At 74.3% G+C, this 17349-nt stretch carries 11 protein-coding genes; 2 read left to right on the top strand and 9 right to left on the bottom strand.

Translation table 11 applies throughout. The features are described 5' to 3' along the window. The first annotated feature begins 126 nt into the window (after window positions 1–126). A complete protein-coding gene (locus AB0J72_RS57720; RefSeq protein ID WP_363417403.1) occupies window positions 127–882 on the top strand; it encodes an NAD-dependent epimerase/dehydratase family protein in 756 nt (251 codons plus the stop codon). Then, the gene (locus AB0J72_RS57715) at window positions 879–1334 is read left to right on the top strand and encodes a nucleotide disphospho-sugar-binding domain-containing protein (protein ID WP_363417406.1); all 456 of its coding nucleotides are present in this window, start codon (window positions 879–881) and stop codon (window positions 1332–1334) included. The genes AB0J72_RS57720 and AB0J72_RS57715 overlap by 4 nt, the downstream gene beginning before the upstream one ends. Before the next feature lie 7 nt (window positions 1335–1341). On the opposite strand, the gene AB0J72_RS57710 is transcribed toward AB0J72_RS57715, so the two are convergent. The 9 genes from AB0J72_RS57710 to AB0J72_RS57670 form a co-directional block, all read right to left on the bottom strand. Further along, complete coding sequence (locus tag AB0J72_RS57710; RefSeq protein WP_363417400.1) at window positions 1342–2031, bottom strand: hypothetical protein; 690 nt, start codon at window positions 2029–2031, stop codon at window positions 1342–1344. Between the two features lie 70 nt (window positions 2032–2101). After that, window positions 2102–2683 carry a hypothetical protein gene (locus AB0J72_RS57705; protein WP_363417397.1) on the bottom strand — a complete coding sequence of 194 codons (582 nt, stop codon included), beginning with the start codon at window positions 2681–2683 and terminating at the stop codon, window positions 2102–2104. A 33-nt stretch (window positions 2684–2716) separates the two neighbouring features. After that, window positions 2717–3175: a GyrI-like domain-containing protein gene (locus AB0J72_RS57700; protein WP_363417394.1), complete on the bottom strand. Its 459-nt coding sequence runs from the start codon at window positions 3173–3175 to the stop codon at window positions 2717–2719. Window positions 3176–3216: 41 nt separating this feature from the next. After that, a complete protein-coding gene (locus AB0J72_RS57695) occupies window positions 3217–4404 on the bottom strand; it encodes a macrolide family glycosyltransferase (RefSeq protein WP_363417391.1) in 1188 nt (395 codons plus the stop codon). After that, on the bottom strand, window positions 4401–5384 hold the full coding sequence (locus AB0J72_RS57690; protein ID WP_363417388.1) for a hypothetical protein: 984 nt from the start codon (window positions 5382–5384) through the stop codon (window positions 4401–4403). Before AB0J72_RS57690 ends, AB0J72_RS57695 begins: the two co-directional genes overlap by 4 nt. A 19-nt stretch (window positions 5385–5403) precedes the next feature. Next, on the bottom strand, window positions 5404–6345 hold the full coding sequence (locus AB0J72_RS57685; protein WP_363417385.1) for an acyltransferase domain-containing protein: 942 nt from the start codon (window positions 6343–6345) through the stop codon (window positions 5404–5406). Beyond that, window positions 6342–7589, bottom strand: a complete 1248-nt coding sequence (locus AB0J72_RS57680; protein ID WP_363417383.1) for an activator-dependent family glycosyltransferase — start codon at window positions 7587–7589, stop codon at window positions 6342–6344. Before AB0J72_RS57680 ends, AB0J72_RS57685 begins: the two co-directional genes overlap by 4 nt. 14 nt (window positions 7590–7603) lie before the next feature. Next, entirely contained in the window at window positions 7604–8353 is a 750-nt protein-coding gene (locus AB0J72_RS57675; protein WP_363417380.1) for an alpha/beta fold hydrolase, read from the bottom strand. After that, on the bottom strand, window positions 8350–17337 hold the full coding sequence (locus AB0J72_RS57670; protein ID WP_363417377.1) for an SDR family NAD(P)-dependent oxidoreductase: 8988 nt from the start codon (window positions 17335–17337) through the stop codon (window positions 8350–8352). Before AB0J72_RS57670 ends, AB0J72_RS57675 begins: the two co-directional genes overlap by 4 nt. Between the last annotated feature and the right edge of the window lie 12 nt (window positions 17338–17349).

Below are 17349 nucleotides of genomic sequence, written 5' to 3'. Positions count from 1 at the left end.
GTGGGGGGCCGCCGGCGCCCCCCCCCCCCCCCGGGGTTTTTGATGGTCCCCCGGGGCGTTTGGCCGGGGGGGGGGGCGGGCGCGGCGCCGCCACCCCGCCGGCCCCGACCCGGTCGGGAGGGTGACATGCAGATCATCGGCAACGGGTTCCTGGCCAAGAACCTCGCCGCGGCGTTCGGCGACCGGTTCCCGGACGTGACGGCGCTCGCGGTGGGTGTGTCCAGCACGTCCGTCACCGACCCGGCCGAGTTCGACCGCGAGGCCGAGGCGCTCTACGCCGCCCTGCGCAGGTGCGCCACGCAGGACCGGACCCTGCTGTACTTCTCGACCGCGTCGTTCGCCATGTACGGCCACACCACCGCCCCGGCGACCGAGGACGGCCCGCTCTTCCCGCCGTCGGTGTACGGCCGGCACAAGCTCGCCCTGGAGGCCTGCGTACGGGCCTCCGGCGTGCGCCACGTCGTGCTGCGGCTCAGCCACGTGGTCGGCCCGCACCAGCGCCCGCACCAGCTGCTGCCGGCCATCGTGCGCCAGGTCGCCAGCGGCACCGTCACCGTGTACCGCGGCGCCCACCGCGACCTGCTCGACGCCCGCGACCTGATGCACGCCATCGACGGCCTGCTGACCGCCGACGCGGGCGACGTGGTCGTCAACGTCGCCTCCGGCCGCCCGCTCCCGGTCGAGGACATCGTCGACGGCGTGTCCCAGCGCCTCGGCGTCGCCCCCGACCGGGTGTACTCGACGGGTCCGTTCTCCCGCACCGAGGTGTCCCTGAGCCGCCTGCGCACCCTCGTGCCCGAGTTCGGCACGGCGGGCCCCGGCTACCTCGACATGCTGCTGGACCGGTACCTGGACCGCGCGGTGGCCGCCCCGACGCGCTGAAACCCGAGTCCGCGGGCCGGCCCGGGAAGGGGTGCCGGCCCGCACCCTGTCGCAGTCACACAGGCCGGCGGGGTCTGCCCCTGTACGCGTTGCTGCCCGACTGCGACGCGGTCGTCCACCACGGCGGCGCCGGCAGCGCCATGGTGAGCGGCACCCCGCAGCTGGCCATCACCTTCGCCAGCGAACAAGCCTGCCTCGCCACCCGGATCGCCACCTCGGGCGCCGGCCTGCACCTACCCGGCCACACCGCGACGACCGCCACGATCCGCGCCGCCGTCGCCGCGCTGCTGCACGGCGATCAGCACCACCGGGCCGCGGCCGACCTGCGCCGGGCCGCGGCCGACCGCCCGCCACCCGTGGAGCTGCTGCCCCGCCTGGAAAAGCTCGCCGCCTGGGCCGCACGATCGGGGCGCCACATCGCTGACACCATGTCTCTCACCCCCAGCACGTGAGCCGCGGCTACCGTGAGGTCACGCCGCCGTTGGGTCGGCCGGAAAGCATTCGGCAGCCGACGGCCAGGACCCAGACCGGGAATGCCAGCTCGGACCAGGGAACCCGGGTGACGACGACGAGCAGGATCGCGCCGACAATGTAGCCCAGCACCACCAGCCAACGCGGGAACAGGCGTAGGCGGTGCCCGATCGTGGTCGTCGCGAAGGTGAAGACGGCGGCCATCCGCATGCAGTAGCTCGACAGCAGCGTGTACGTGAGATGGTGGCTGTAGCGCCACAGCTCGGGTGGCGGGTCGCCCGGCGACGCGTCGGCGACGTCGCGCATGCTGTCGGCGGCCGTGGCCAGCGCGAACAGCATCGCGACGAACAGCAGCCCGCCACCGAGGAACACGGTGGCGAAGAACTTGTCCTCCCGCCCGCCGATGAAGGCCCGCAACGCACCCATGAACCACAGGAAGGAGATGCCGGCGAACGGCAGCAGCGCCAGCGCCACCCGCAGGACGGTGCGGCCGGACGTGCTCGTGTGCCACTGGTCCGCGGTGGGCGGCAGCTCCGGAAACACGATACGGATGCCGACGATCACGGCGGCGCACAGCACGGCGAAGACGATGCCCGCGACCCCCGCCGCCCGGGGCGACCGGGGCGGCTGGGGCGGCTGGGGCGGCTGGTCGGACTGCCCCGTCGCTGGCACAGCCACCAGCCCAGTGTGGCGGGCGATGAGCGCCCGCCCCTCGCCGGTTTCGGGTGACGTGCCCTCGTCGGCCTACTCAGCGCCAGCCACCGTGGCGCGGTTCCGAGTACTCACCGAACAACGGGTCGTAGACGTGCCCGTCATCGGTGGCCACGAGGTAGTCGGGTTCCGTTCTCGAGGCGGCGCCATGGAGCCGGATGACCAGCTCGGGGCGAGGTAGGGCACGGAGCGAGAGGGCGGCGGCCACCTGGGCGGCTTCCTTGAAGATCTCCGGGTTGTACTTGTCACGGGATCGTTCGAGGTGTCGAGCGGAGACCTGCATGACCTCCACGTCACCCCCGCCGGAGAACCCGAGGCAGTCGTGCCATTCCAGGCCGATGATGATCTCCAGTGCGTCCGCCAGGTCGTCGGCGATCAGCCCGCCCTGCCCTTCAGAACTTGCGAACACGACCGGCCGACGACCGTCCCGCTCGGTACACAGGAAGTAGGCCCCACCGGCGGACTCCCCGGCGATTGGCTCCATCCGCGCACCCGAGGCAAGCCTCAAGCCATCGCCATAGTGCTTTCGCCAGATGTCGAAGCCGAACGATGACCGCAGCAGCAGGTCGATCTCCGGGGTGTTCTCGATCAGGCTCAGCAGACGATCACTTGCGGTCATGCACGGACGATAGCGAGTGCCGCCGTGAAACCATCAGTCAGCTTCTCCGTGCTCGAGAAGGTGGAACACCTCCGTGACCACCTGGCCGGGATCGGGGTGATGAGGCCCGTAGACCTCCCAGCGCGGCCCCGCGAGCCGGAGCCGCCGCAGCGAGCACCACGTCACGACGGCCTCGTGCGCGGCGGCCAGGCCGGCGTACGAGCCGCGGTGGACGGTCGTCGCGACCGGGCCGACCGGCAGTGTGGACAGCACGACGTCGCCGCTGAGCGGGCACGGCATCGTCAGTTCGACGCCCACCTCGACCCGCGGGGTGGCGTCGAGGTACAGCATGACGTTGCGGCACCCGCGGGTGATGCCGTGCGCGTTGAGGCAGGCCCAGACCTGGTCGAGCATCGGCTTCCACAAGCCCGGGAACTCCTGCCAGGTGGTCTGGGCCTTGACGACCGCGGTCGCCCGCGCCGGCATGGTGGTGAGCACGACGTTGTACGCCATGCACCGGTCCTACCATGCCGGCGCGGATGCCCGACCGCGGGTCAGCCCGCGGGTGCGGCGAGGAGGCGTTCGATGACGTCGGCGCCCTCGGCGGGGCCGCCGCCGGCGCGCATCGCCGCGCTCATGGCGGCGACGCGGGCGAGGGTCTCGGGGTCGCTGGTGAGCTCGTCGACCGCGGCGCGGAGGGTGGCCCGGGTGAGGGTCGAGGCGGGCAAGTAGCGGCCGATGCCGATCTCGTCCACCCGGCGGGCGTTGACGGCGTTCTCCGGGGTGTGCGGCACGACGACGCACGGGCAGCCGTGGTACAGCGCCTCCACGAGGCTGCCCATGCCGCCGTGGGTCACGAAGACCGACGCGCGGGGCAGGACCGCCAGGTGCGGCAGCCACTCGTGGGCCTCGACGTTGACCGCCGACACGCCCTCGTCCAGGGCGTTGCCGCGGCCGAGGGTCATGACGACGTGCCACGTCTTGTCGGCGAAGGCGTCGGCGCACAGCTGGAACATGCCGGTGCGTTCGTTGGACTCGGTGCCCATCGAGATGAGCGCCACCGGTACATCGGGATCCGGGGCCGTCCAGGTGACCGCCGGTGGCGTGGAGGGCAGGCAGTGGCCGAGGAACGTGAACTTCTCGTCGAACGTCTCGCCGTGCGGCTGCAGTGCCCTGGGCAGGAAGACGAGGTTGTGCTCGTCGGCGACGGCCATCATCGCCCACATCTTCGCCGGGTCCGGCTCGACCTCCGAGAGGATCTCCATGATCGCCTCGACGCCCTTGTGGACGTAGTCGGAGTCGCGGTCCATCGTCTCGGCGTGCAGGGAGAAGTGGTCGTTGGAGGCCGTGTACGGGAAGTACTGCAGGGTCCGGGTGCCCCACTCGCGGGCCAGGATCCGGGCCGGGACGAAGCTCTCGAAGTCGTAGACGATCAGGTCGGGCCGGTCGCCGGTGAACGCGGCGCGCGCGGCCGGGATGACGCGGGTGTTGGCGTCGGCGAGGATGTCCAGGCCGAGCTCGGCGATCTCGTCGCTCTCGACGTGGCTGCCGGTGCTGAGCCTGCGCCGGACGGACGTGTAGCCGGCCAGGTCCGCGCCGACCGAGGCCACCGCCGCCGAATACATCGAGTCGACGACGTAGGTGACCCGGTGGCCGCGCTCGACCAGGTGCCTGGCGATCGGCAGCGTCGGGTTGAAGTGCCCGTAGTCCGGGAAGACGAAGATGGCGATGTGGGCCGTCATGACACTCGCTTCGGGGGGAGGACGACGCCGTTGTCGAAGATGGCCGCCATGACCTCGGGCAGGTCGGCGGGCGACTCGACGTGCACGATCGGGAACGGGAAGGCGATCCAGCCGCGCGGCAGCGACGGGCCGAGGACCAGCCCGACGCGGGTCTTGTGCCGGTGCATCCCGGCGCTCATGTCGTCGATGCGGATCGTCTCGACGGCGTTGCGGCTGAACATGTCGGCGACCTCGGCCGCCGTCGTCAGCGTCCGCGGCTCCAGCGCCGAGCACAGCGGCAGGACCGGGTCGCCGAGGCCGGCCCCGGCGGCGATGCCGGCGATCGAGTCGGCGACGGCTTGCCGCAGCGGCGTGTGTACGGCCACCGAGTTGGCCTCCTGCACCTGGACCTGACCCAGCCCGCCGGACGCGGCGGTCTCCTCGGCGAGCCGCTCCAGGGCCTCGCGGTAACCGCTGAGCAGCAGGATGCGGAACGTGCCGGTGGGGTGGGTGCCGAAGTCGCCGGCGAGCCAGACGCCGTCGCGTTTCGGCTCGACCAGCAGCGCCTCGTCCTCGCCGACGGGCAGGAACGCGACCGCGACGCCTTCGGCGGGTCCGGAGGGGTCGCGGGGGCCGACGTGGTCCATCCGCATCAGCAGGTCGAAGAGCCGCTCCCGGGGCAGCGCGCCGGCCAGGGAGGAGCTGACCATCGAGCCGAGGCTGAGTCCGCCGACCGCGGCCGGGTGGATGCCCTGCGCGGCGAGGACGTCGTGGATGCCGACCATCGCGGCAGCCAGAGCGACCGAGCCGTGCCGCGACCGGGCCTCCAGGTCCTCCTCGTCGTCCTCCCGGCGCCGCAGCAGCCGGTCCAGGTCCAGCCCGGTCCAGGTGCTGACCTTGTCGTACACCTTCTGCATGGCCGGGTAGGCGTCGTGGAACTCCATGACGCCCCGCGGGTCGTAGTTGAGCAGGTTCGTTCCGAAGATGAACGCGAGGCTCATGCCGGCAGCCTTCCTGAGGTCACGTGGGGAGGAGCACGTCGTGCTCGCGGACGGCGGCGACGACCTGGTCGATGTCGTCCGGGGCGTCGACGTACACGACGGGGAACGGGAACTCGAACCCGTCCCGGGGCAGGGTCGGGCCGAGGATGACGCCGAGCCGCGCGCCGAGGCGGCGCATCTGGCCGGTGAGGTGGTCGGCTCGGATCGGCTCGACGACGTTGCGGCTGAACTCGCTGCGGACCTGCTCGGCGCTGTGCAGCACGCGCGGCTCCAGCGACGAGCACATCGGCACCGCCGGGTCGGTGAACTTGATGTCCGCGGCGATGCGGGCGAGCACGTCGCGGGCGCGGTGCCGCAGCGGGCTGTGCACCGCGACGGTCTCCTCACTGAACACGAAGTACTCCGGCGGGTAGCCGGCGGCCAGTTCGTCGAGGGCCTCGCGGTAGCCGCTGAGCAGCAGCATCCGGAAGGCGCCGCTGGTGTGCATGCCGAAGTCGCCGGCGAACCAGACCCCTGGCCGGGTGCCGTAGAACTGCTCGCAGGTCTGCCCGAGCGGCAGGACCGCGGCGACGCACCCCTCGGGCAGCTCGGCCCGGTCGGGGCGCTGGTCGCCGTCGGTGTGGCCGAGCAGCCCGATGACGTCCTCACGGGCCACCGCGCCGCTCAGGGCCCCGGACACCATCGCGCCGAGGCTGATCCCACCGACCATCGCCGGGTGTACGCCGTGCTCGCCGAGCAGGTCCGCGATGCCGAGCATGGCCGCGGCCAGCCCGATCGACGTGGTCCGGGAGCGCTGCGTCGCGTCGTCGGCGGTCCGCAGCAGCAGGGCGACGTCGATGCCGGTCCACTGCGCGGCCCGGTCGTAGGAGTCCCGGACGGCCTGGTGCCGCTCGTACAGTGCGATGAGGCCGGTCGGGTCGTAGGCGAGGTTCTTCTGTCCGAGAATGAACGCCAGACTCATGCCGCCACCTCCGCGAACCGTTCGAGCTCGGCGACGACCTGGGCGGGGGTGGGCCGGTCGAGAGCCTCGTCGCGCAGGGACGCGGCGTTGGCGGCGAACCCGGGCTCCGACACCAGGCGGGCGACCGCGTCGCGGATCTCCTGCGGCCCGGCCTGCGCGTGCGGCAGGAACAGGCCCGCGCCGGCCTGTTGCAGGCCGGTGCCGCGCAGGGTCTGGTCGGCGACCGCGGTGGAGACGCACAGCTGCGGCACCCCGTGCACGAGCGCGGTGGCGTAGCTGCCGAAGCCGCCGTGGTGGATCAGGGCGGCGCAGCTGGGCAGCAGCGCGTGCAGCGGCACCGACTCGACGACCCGGGCGTTGTCCGGCACCCGGTCGAGCTCCTGCACCTGTACCGGCAGCAGTGCGGCGACGACCTCCACGTCGAGGTCGGCGAGGGCCTCGAGGATCGCGGCCTTCGACACGTAGTCGCCGCCGTAGCGTTCGGTGTTGGCGGCGCCGAGGCTCAGGCACACACGGGGGCGGGCGGGCGGGTCGGCGAGCCAGTCCGGGACGACGGCCGGGCCGTTGTAGGGCACGAACCGCACGGGGAGCCGGCGGACGTCCGACGGCACCGACAGCCGTGACGGCAGCGGGTCGAGGGTGAGCTGCCCGGTGATGAGCTCCTCGGTGAACGCGCCGCCGAGCGCCTCGGCGTGCCCGCCGAGCCACTCCGCCATCGGGTCCAGGCGCCGGTCGGCCGGCTGTTCGTCGCGCAGCTTCAGGAACAGCTGCCGTTTCATCGCCCACACGTCGGTGAAGCACATCGAGCGGACGTGGGCGGCGCCGACCGCGGTGGCGGCGAGCGGTCCGGCGTAGGTGAGCGGATCCCACACGACGAGGTCGGGCCGCCAGTGCCGGGCGAACGCGACGAGGTCGGGGATCATCGGCTCGTTGTAGTAGGCGAAGCCCCAGGCACCCATCTGCGCCCGCTCCAGCTCCCGCTCCCAGGTGAGCTTCGCCGGGTCGAGCTCGCTCCAGTCGACGGACTCGACCTCCTGCGACTCGCGGTGCTGCGCCATCGCGGAGCTGATGTTGCTGTTGTCGCCGACGCCGACCGCGGTCATGCCGGTGCGGGCGATGACGTCGGTGAACGCCGGTGAGCTGGCGACGCGGACCTCGTGGCCGGCGGCGCGCGCCGCCCACGCGATCGGTGTCATGCAGAACAGGTGGGACTTCTCCGGCAGGGTGACGAACAGGACCCGCATCGGTCTGGCTCCCTTCAGCCGGTGGTGGCGGGCGCGAGCGACCCGCTGACGACGGCGAGGACGGCAGCCTGGTGCCGGGTGAGGAAGAAGTGGCCGCCGTCGTACACGTGCAGCACCGTCGTCCCGGTCGTGTGGGAGCGCCAGGCGTCGGCCTCATCGACGCTGACCTTCGGGTCGTCGTGGCCGGTGAACACCGTGACCGGGCACCGCAGCGGCTCGCCCCCGGTGTACGCGTAGGTCTCGGCGGCCTTGTAGTCGTTGCGGACGATCGGCAGCAGCTCGCGCAGCAGGTCCTCCTCGTCGAAGATCCGGGTGTCGGTGCCGCTGAGCGACTTCATCTCGGCGATGATGCCGGCGTCGTCGCGGCGGTGGACGTGCTCGTCCCGCGGCCGGGACGGCGCCCGGCGGCCGGACACGAAGAGGTGGACCGGTTCGAGGGACTTGGCGGTGAGCCGCCGCGCCACCTCGAACGCGACGGTGGCGCCCATGCTGTGGCCGAAGAGCGCGAACGGCCGGTCCAGCCACGGCAGCACCGCGTCGGTGCACTGCGCGGCGAGCGTGTCGAGGTCGTCGACGAGCGGCTCGTTGCGCCGTTCCTGCCGGCCCGGGTACTGCAGCGACAGCACCTCCACGCCGGGCCCGGCGTTCGCGGACACCGGCACGTAGAACGGCGCCGAGCTGCCGGCGTGCGGGAAGCACACCAGCCGCACCGGGGCGTCCGGCCGGGGGTGGTACCGGCGGACCCACAAGTCACTGGTCGTCATCGTGAACCTCTCAGATCGTCGACCCACTGCCGCACCGCCTGGGCGGTCGAGCCGGCGTGGTGCTCCATCATCGTGAAGTGGTTGCCGGGCACGTCGATCGTCGTGTCCGCGTCCTGCCACGAGGTCTGCCACTCGTGCCGGGCGTAGGGCCCGTCGGGGCCGTTGGCGACGATCGGCTCCGAGGAGCGCAGCAGCAGCGTGGGCGTGGCCAGCGGCGCGGGCCGCCAGCCGCCGAACAGGTCGAAGTACCAGCTCATCGCGGTCAGCCGGGCCGAGTCGAGGGTGGTGAAGAGGCCCTGCCGGTCGAACATGCCGTCGATGAGCTCGGCCTGGAACTTGGCCAGGGGCGAGTCCTCGGTCGCCGGGTAGGTGTCGAGCAGGACCACGCCGGCGGCCGGGGCGCCGAGGTCGTGCAGGCGGGTCGCGGCGGCGTGGGCGAGCAGCCCGCCGCCGGAGGAGCCGAGCAGGACCGCGGGCCGGTCGCCGACGCATTCGCGCACCAGCTCGGCCTGCATGTCGGTGACGGTCTCCCAGGTGGCGGGCAGGCGCTCGTCGGTGAGGAAGCCGGGCACCGACAGCGCCCACACGTCGTGGGTGTCGCGGAAGCTGGCGGCGAGCCGCGCGTACTGGTGGACGCCGGCGAGCGCGACGAAGGAGCTGAAGCAGATCAGCACCGGCCGGTCGGCGGGCCCGGAGGTGAGCTTCACCGGCTGGAGCTCGCGGCCGAAGTCGGCGCGGGCCTTGAACGTGGGACGCAGCGCGGCGGCGGCGCGCAGCAGCGCGTAGCCCTGGTCGACCTGACCGTTGCGGCAGGCGTCGCGGAACATCGCCCCGATGCCGTCCTCCCTGCTCTCCTGGACCGGCTCCGCCATGCGCACCACCACGCTGCCCAGCTGCTGCAGCAGGTGCGTGGTGAGCGCGGCCGGGGTCGGGTGGTCGAAGACGAGCGTCGGGGGCAGCCGCAGCGCGGTGGCGGCGCCGATCCGGTTGCGCAGCTCGACGGCGGTGAGCGAGTCGAAGCCCGCCTCCAGCAGGCTCTGCCCCGGCGGGACGGCGTCGGGGGTGGTGAACCCGAGCACCGCGGCGACCTGGGCGCGGACGAAGTCGAGGACCAGGGTCTCGCGGCCTTCCGCGGTCTCGGCGGCGAGCCGCTCGGTCAGCGACACCCCGGCCGTGGTCCCCCGCCCGGCCGCCTTCCTCGCCGGTCCCCGCACGAGCCCGCGCAGCAGCGGCGCGACGGCGTCGCCCTTCAGCGCTTGCAGGTCCAGCAGCATCGGCACGGCGAGCGGCTCGGCACGGCGCACGGCGGCGTCGAACAGGGCGAGGCCGCGGGCCGGGTCGAGGGGCAGCAGGCCGCCGCGGGACATGCGGCGCACGTCGGCGTCGGTCAGGTCGCTGGTCATGCCGCTCGCGGTGATCCAGGGACCCCAGGCGAGCGCGGTCGCGGGCAGGCCGCGGCCGGCCCGGCGCTGCGCCCACGCGTCGAGGTAGGCGTTCGCGGCGGCGTAGTTGCCCTGCCCGGCGCCGCCGATGAGCCCGGACACCGACGAGTACACGGCGAACACGGCCAGGTCGTGCCCGGCGGTCAGCTCGTCGAGGTGCGTGACGGCGTCGACCTTCGGCCGCAGCACCGCGGCCAGGCGGGCCGCGTCGAGACCGCCGACGGTGGCGTCGTCGAGGATGCCGGCGGTGTGCACGACCGCGGTCAGCGGCCGGTCGGCGGGCACCGACGCGATGAGCGCGGCGACCGCGTCCCGGTCGGCGACGTCGCAGGCGGCGATGGTCACATCGGCGCCGAGCGCGGCGAGTTCGGCACGCAGCTCGGCGGCGCCCGCGGCCTGTTCGCCGCTGCGGCTGGCCAGCAGCAGATGCCGGATCCCGCTGGTCGCCAGGTGGCGGGCGACCTGCGCGCCGAGCCCGCCGGTCCCGCCGGTGACGAGCGCGGTGTGCTCGCCGCGCAGCGGGGCCGGGAAGGCGAGGACGACCTTCCCGATGTGCCGGGTCTGGCTGATGTACCGGAACGCGTCCCTGGCCCGGCGGACGTCCCAGGCGGTGACCGGCAGCGGTGTGAGGACCCCCTGCTCGAACATGGCGACGAGGTCGCGGAGCATCACGCCGATCCGGTCGGGGCCGGCCTCGATGAGGTCGAAGGCGCGGTAGTGCACGCCCGGGTGGGCGGCGGCGACCGCGTCGGCGTCGCGGACGTCGGTCTTGCCCATCTCCAGGAACCGGCCGCCGCGCGGCAGCAGCCGCAGCGACGCGTCGACGAACTCGCGGGCGAGCGCGTTGAGGACGACGTCGGCGCCGGCGCCGCCGGTCAGCTCCAGGAACTGCGGCTCGAAGGCCAGGGTCCGCGACGAGGCGAGGTGGGTGCCGTCGACGCCGAGGCCGCGCACGACCGGCCACTTGCCGGTGCTCGCGGTGGCGAGGACGTCGGCGCCGAGGTGCCGGGCGAGCTGGACGGCGGCCATGCCGACCCCGCCGGCGGCGGCGTGCACGAGGACCCGCTCCCCCGGGCGGAGGCCGCCGAGGTCGACGAGGGCGTAGTACGCGGTGAGGAACACCAGCGGCACCGACGCCGCCTGCGCGTAGGACCAGCCCGCCGGGACGCCGACGATCATGCGGTGGTCGGCGACGGCGACGGGCCCGAACGCGCCGGGGAACATGCCCATGACCCGGTCACCGACGGCGAACCCGGTGACGCCGGGCCCGACCTCGGTGACGACGCCGGCGCCTTCCTGACCGAGGGAGCCGGCCTCGCCCGGGTACATGCCGAGGGCGTTGAGCACGTCGCGGAAGTTGACGCCGCCGGCCCGCACGGCGATGCGGACCTGGCCGGCGCGCAGCTCCCCGGCGGCCTCGCCGGCATGCTCGACGGTGAGGCCTTCGAGGGTGCCGTCCTCGCCGGGGGTGAGCCGCCACGGGCCGTCCGGCGGGGTGAGCTCCTCGGTGCCGTTGACGGTGGCGAGGCGCGGGATCCTGACCGTGCCGCCCTGCAGCAGCAGCGCGGGTTCGCCGCTGTCGAGGGCGGCGGGCAGCGCCGCCATGGAGTCGGCGGAGGTGTCGAGGTCGACGAGGACGAAGTGGCCGGGGTTCTCCGACTGCGCGGACCGGACCAGGCCGTGCACGGCCGCGGCGGCGGGGTCGCGGACGTCGTCGCCGACGGCGTCGCGGGTGAGGAACACCAGCCGCGACGCCCCGAACGCCGGGTTCTCGAGCCATTCCTGCACGTCCGCGAGCGCCCGCGCGGTCAGCGCGTGGGCGGCGGCGACGGTGTCGGGGGTGCCGGCGCTGACGTGGAAGACGGTCGCGGGGATGCGGGCGCCGTTGCCGGCGGCGGCCGCGAGGGAGGCGAGGTCGGCGTAGGACTCCAGGTGCACGCCCGAGGCGTCCGCCGCGGCGCCGAAGCCCAGGCGGTCCACGCCGACGACGGCCCAGCGCAGCGCCTGGGGTTCTGCGGCTGCCAGCCGCAGCGGCTGCCAGTCCAGGCGGAGCAGACCGTCCACGTTGGAGTGCGCGGGCGCGGTCGCGGCCAGTTCCCGCAGGGTCAGGGAGGCCACGGTCGCGACGGGGGCGCCGGCCGGGTCGGCAACGGTCACCGACACCGCGTCGGCGCCGAGGGTCTGCAGCCGCACCCGCAGCCGGGTCGCGCCGGCGGCGTGGACGGTGACGCCGGTCCACGCGAACGGGAGCCGCCCGCGGTCGGTGCGGCCGAGTCCGGTGAACGCGACCGCGTGCAGGGCCGCGTCGAGCAGCGCCGGGTGAACGGTGAACCGGTCGGCGTCCTCGGCGGCGTCGCCGGGCAGCGCGACCTCGGCGTAGACGTCGTCGCCGACCTTCCACACCGCTTCGAGGCCCTGGAAGACCGGGCCGTAGTGGAACCCGGCGACGGCGAGCCCGGCGTAGAACCCGTCGAGGTCGACCGGCTCCGCACCGGCCGGTGGCCATTGCGCCGTCGTCGTGGCGGCGTCCGGCTGACCGGTCGTGAGCACACCGGTGGCGTGCAGGGTCCACGGGTGGCCGCCGTCGGCGGGCCGGGCGTGGATCGTGACGGGCCGGGCGTCTGCGTCGCCTTCGGCCGGGTCGACCCGGACCTGCAGCTCCACCGCGCCGCGGTCGGGCAGGGTCAGCGGCGCGGCGAGGGTGAGCTCGTCGACGACCGGGCAGCCGACCTCGTCGCCGGCGCGTAGCGCGAGTTCGAGCAGCGCGGTGCCGGGGACGATGACCGCGCCGGGCAGGGCGTGGTCGGCGAGCCACGGGTGGGTGCGGGTCGACAGCCGGCCGGTGAGCACGACGGTGCCGGTGTCGGCGAGGGCGACGGCGGCGCCGAGCAGCGGGTGGTCGGCGGTCGCCAGGCCGGCGCCGGCGAGCCCGGCGGAGACGCCGGTGCCGGGGCGCGGCCAGAAGCGGGTGCGCTGGAACGCGTACGTGGGCAAAGCGGCGGGCACCGCGCCCGGGACCGTGAACGCGGCGGCGCGGTCGAGGGCGACCCCTGCGGTGACGAGCTGTGCGGCGCCGCGCAGGAACGCCTCGGTCTCCGGCTTGTCCCGGCGGGACAGCGCCACGCAGGTGGCGTCCTGCGGCAGGCCGTCCTGGGCCATGGCGGTCAGGACCGCGTCGGGACCGACCTCGACGAAGCGGGTGTACCCGGCGGCGTGCAGGGCGGCGATCCCGTCGGCGAAGCGGACCGCGTCGCGGACGTGCCGGACCCAGTACCCGGGCTCGGTCAGGTCTCCGGCGGCGGCGAACGTGCCGGTCAGGTTGCTGATCACCGGCAGCCGCGGCGCGCTGTAGGTGACCGTGGCGGCGACCCGGGCGAACTCGGCGAGCATGCCGTCCATCCGGGGCGAGTGGAACGCGTGCGACACCCGCAGCCGCCGGGTGCGCCGGCCGGCCCCGGCGAAGTGGGCGGCGATGCGTTCGGCGGCGGTCTCGTCGCCGGAGACGACGACGGCGCGCGGGCCGTTGACGGCGGCGATCCCGATGGTGTCGTCGAGCAGCGGCAGCACCTCGTCCTCGGTGGCCTGCAGCGCCACCATGGCGCCGCCGGCGGGCAGGGCCTGCATGAGCCCGGCGCGGGCGGCGACGAGGCGGCAGGCGTCGTCGAGGTCGAACACCCCGGCGACGTGCGCGGCGACGATCTCGCCGATGGAGTGGCCGACGAGCGCGTCGGCGCTCAGCCCGGCGGATTCCGCGAGGCGGTACATCGCCAGCTCGAACGCGAACAGCGCCGGTTGCGTGTAGCCGGTGCGGTCGAGGGCGTCGCCGCCGGTGAACGCGAGGTCCCGTAGTGGCCGGTCCAGGGCCAGGTCGAAGCGGGAGCAGGCGTCGTCGAACGCGGCGGCGAACACCGGGTAGGTGGCGTAGAGGTCCGCGCCCATGCCGTTGCGCTGGGCGCCCTGGCCGGTGAAGAGGATCGCGGTGCGGCCGGGACGCGCGGTGGCGGCACGCACGACGGCCGGGTGTCCCGTCCCGGCGGCGAGGGCCTGCAGTGCGGCGATGAGGGTTTCGGCGTCGGTACCGACGACGGCGGCGCGATCGGTGAGCAGCGCCCTGCCGGTGGCGAGGGTGGCGGCGACGTCGGCCGGGCGCTGGTGCGGGTGCCGGTCGAGGTGGTCGGCGAGCTGCCCCGCCTGTCCGGTGAGGGCGTCCTCGCCACGCGCCGACAGCAGCAGCGCGACCGGGCCGGCGGCCGGCGCCGGTACACCTGCCGCAACCGCGACCTGTGGGGCCTCTTCGAGGATGAGGTGGCCGTTGGTGCCGCTGATCCCGAACGCGGACACACCGGCGCGGCGGGGTCCCTGGGCGGGCTGCCAGTCGGCGGTCTCGGTGAGCAGGCGGACGGCGCCGGCGGTCCAGTCGACGTGGCTGGACGGCGTCGCGGCGTGCAGGGTCGGCGGCAGGGTCCGGTGCCGCAGCGCCTGGACGGCCTTGATGACCCCGGCGACGCCGGCGGCGGCCTGCGTGTGGCCGATGTTGGACTTGACGCTGCCGAGCCACAGTGGACGGTCCGCGGGCCGGTCCTGGCCGTAGGTCGCCAGGAGCGCCTGCGCCTCGATCGGGTCGCCGAGGCTGGTGCCGGTGCCGTGCGCCTCGAGCAGGTCGACGTCGGCGGGGCGCAGCCCGGCGGTGGCGAGGACCTGCCGGATGAGCCGCTGCTGGGCGGGACCGTTCGGGGCGGTGAGCCCGTTGGAGGCGCCGTCCTGGTTGATCCCGGCGGCGCGGATGACGGCGAGGACGGTGTGGCCGTTGCGTTGCGCGTCGGAGAGCCGTTCGAGCAGGACCATGCCGGCGCCCTCGCCCCAGTTGGTGCCGTCGGCGTCGTCGGAGAACGCCTTGCACCGCCCGTCGGTGGCGAGCCCGCGCTGGCGGCTGAACGCGATGAACGACCCGGGTGTGGTCATGACGGTGACGCCGCCGGCGAGGGCGAGCTCGCATTCGCCGTTGCGCAGCGCCTGCGCGGCCCAGTGCATCGCGACGAGCGACGAGGAGCAGGCGGTGTCGACGGTGACGGCGGGGCCTTCGAGGCCGAGCGTGTAGGAGATCCGGCCGGACATGACGGCGGCGGTGTTGCCGGTGCCGACGTAGCCCTCGTCGAACGCCGACGCGGCGGCGAGGGTCGCGATGTAGTCCTGGCCGTTGGTGCCGGCGAACACGCCGACCCGTTCGCCGCGGACGGACAGCGGGTCGATGCCGGCGCGTTCGAACGCTTCCCACGCGACCTCGAGCAGCAGCCGCTGCTGGGGGTCCATGGTGAGCGCCTCGCGCGGGGAGATGCCGAAGAACTGCGGGTCGAAGTCGGCGACGCCGTCCAGGAAGCCGCCTTCGCGGACGTAGGAGGTGCCGGCGTGGTCGGGGTCCGGGTCGTAGATCCCGTCGAGGTCCCAGCCACGATCGGCGGGGAACGTGCTGACGGCGTCGCCGCCGCTGACGACGAGGTCCCACAGCGCTTCGGGGGTGCTGACACCGCCGGGGAAGCGGCAGCTCATGCTCACGATCGCGATGGGTTCGTCGGTGTACGCCGTGACTTCCTGCTTCGCCGCGACCGTGGTGCCGCCGAGCTCGGTCGCCAGGTGCGCGGCGAGCGCGGTCGCGGTCGGGTGGTCGAAGAGCAGGGTCGCCGGCAGTTTGAGGCCGGTGGCGGCGTTGACCCGGTTGCGCAGCTCGACGGCGGTGAGCGAGTCGAAGCCGAGGTCGCGGAACGCCTGCTCCGCGTCGACGGCGTCGGCGCCGCTGTGCCCGAGCGCGGCGGCCGCCTCGGCACGGACGATGCCGAGCAGCGTGGCGTGCCGGTCGGCGGGGCTCATCGCGGCGAGCTCGTCGCGGAAGGTGCCGTCCACGGGCGCGTCGGCGCTGTCCAGCGCCGCGACCTCGGGCAGGTCGCCGAGCAGCGGGCTGGGCCGGGAGCCGGTGAACCCGGGGGCGAAGCGGGCCCAGTCGACGTCGGCGACGGTGAGCGTGGTCTCGTCGGCGTCCAGCGCCCCCTGCAGGGCGCTGACGGCCAGCTGCGGGTCGAGGACGTGCAGGCCGCGGCGGCGCAGGAACTCCTCCGTGCCCTCCTCGGCCGTCACCATGCCGCCGCCGCCCCACGGGCCCCACGCGATCGCGGTGGCGGCGCGGCCGCGGGCCCGGCGGCGCTGGGCGATGCCGTCCAGGACCGCGTTGGCGGCGGCGTACGCCGCCTGGCCGCCGCTGCCCCACGTCGCGGAGATCGACGAGAACAGCACGAACGCGTCGAGGTCGCGGCCGTCGGTCAGCTCGTCGAGGTGGGCGGCGCCGCCGGCCTTGGGCGCGTGGATGGTGTCGAAGTCGGCCCTGGTCATGCCGTCCAGGACCTGCGACTGCGGCACACCCGCGGCGTGCACGACGACCCGCAGGTCCGGCAGCGTCTCCAGGAGCGCGGCGACGGCAGCGCGGTCGGAGACGTCGCAGGCGGGGATGGTGACGCGGGCGCCGAGGGCTTCGAGTTCGGCGCGCAGCTCGGCGGCGCCGGGGGTGGCGTCGCCGCGGCGGCTGGTGAGCACGAGGTGGTCGGCGCCGCTCTTGGCGAGCCAGCGGGCGATGTGCGAGCCGAGCGCGCCGGTGCCGCCGGTGACGAGCGCGGTGCCGCGCGGCTTCCAGGCGGGTGCTCCGGCGGGGCGCTGAGCTGCTGGGGCGTGCGTGAGCCGGCGGGTGAAGACGCCGGAGCCGCGGACGGCGACCTGGTCCTCGTCGCCCGCCCCGGCCAGGACGGCGGCGAGGCGCTGGACGGTGCGGTCGTCGACGGTCTCGGGCAGGTCGATGAGGCCGCCCCAGCGTTGCGGGTATTCGAGGGCGGCGGCGCGGCCGAGGCCCCAGACGCCGGTGTGGACCGGGTCGCGCAGCGGGTCGGACGCGCCGATGGACACGGCGCCGCTGGTGAGCACCCACAGCTTCGCGTCGCCGCTCATACGGAGCAGCTCCGTCGTCCACTGGATGTCGTCGCCCTGCAGCGCGACGATGCCGGCGAACGTGCCGGCGGGGATCTCGGTGACCGGCCGTGCGGTGGCGCCGGCAGCGGTGAGGCCGGCGGCGATCCGGCCGGCGAGGGCCTCGGCGCCGTTGTGCAGGACCAGCCAGCTGCCGTCGAGGGCGGCGGTCTGGTCGAGGGCGGCGGGCCGCCAGCGGATCTGGTAGCGCCAGGTGTCCACGGTGGAGTGTTCGGCCTTGCGGCGCCGCCACGCGGCGAGGGCCGGGACGAGCGGCTCGGCGTCGACGCCGAGCAGGTCGCTGAGGTCGCCGGCTTCGACGGCGGCCCAGAACGCGTCGTCGGCGTGCCCGGTCGCGGTGCCGGCCTTGGGCAGTTCGATGGTCGGCCAGTACTGCTTGTGCTGGAACGCGTAGGTGGGCAGGTCTACGCGGCGTCCCCCGGCGAGGAGCCGGGTCCAGTCCGGCGACCAGCCGGTGACGTGCATCTGCGCGACGGCGGTCATCAGGGTGCTGGCTTCGTCGCGGCCCTTCCGCATCGCGGGGACCCC

Source organism: Dactylosporangium sp. NPDC049742 (assembly GCF_040674675.1).
Lineage (GTDB): Bacteria > Actinomycetota > Actinomycetes > Mycobacteriales > Micromonosporaceae > Dactylosporangium > Dactylosporangium maewongense.
Note: the sequence above shows the minus strand (reverse complement) of the source record. Positions and strands in the feature narration are given on the sequence as shown.

Excerpts from the sequence above, each read along its gene's own strand:
- AB0J72_RS57720 (WP_363417403.1), top strand. The coding sequence starts at position 127 with ATGCAGATCATCGGCAACGGGTTCCTGGCCAAGAACCTCGCCGCGGCG.
- AB0J72_RS57705 (WP_363417397.1), bottom strand. The coding sequence starts at position 2,683 with ATGACCGCAAGTGATCGTCTGCTGAGCCTGATCGAGAACACCCCGGAG.
- AB0J72_RS57700 (WP_363417394.1), bottom strand. The coding sequence starts at position 3,175 with ATGGCGTACAACGTCGTGCTCACCACCATGCCGGCGCGGGCGACCGCG.
- AB0J72_RS57695 (WP_363417391.1), bottom strand. The coding sequence starts at position 4,404 with ATGACGGCCCACATCGCCATCTTCGTCTTCCCGGACTACGGGCACTTC.
- AB0J72_RS57690 (WP_363417388.1), bottom strand. The coding sequence starts at position 5,384 with ATGAGCCTCGCGTTCATCTTCGGAACGAACCTGCTCAACTACGACCCG.
- AB0J72_RS57685 (WP_363417385.1), bottom strand. The coding sequence starts at position 6,345 with ATGAGTCTGGCGTTCATTCTCGGACAGAAGAACCTCGCCTACGACCCG.
- AB0J72_RS57680 (WP_363417383.1), bottom strand. The coding sequence starts at position 7,589 with ATGCGGGTCCTGTTCGTCACCCTGCCGGAGAAGTCCCACCTGTTCTGC.
- AB0J72_RS57675 (WP_363417380.1), bottom strand. The coding sequence starts at position 8,353 with ATGACGACCAGTGACTTGTGGGTCCGCCGGTACCACCCCCGGCCGGAC.
- AB0J72_RS57670 (WP_363417377.1), bottom strand. The coding sequence starts at position 17,337 with ATGCGGAAGGGCCGCGACGAAGCCAGCACCCTGATGACCGCCGTCGCG.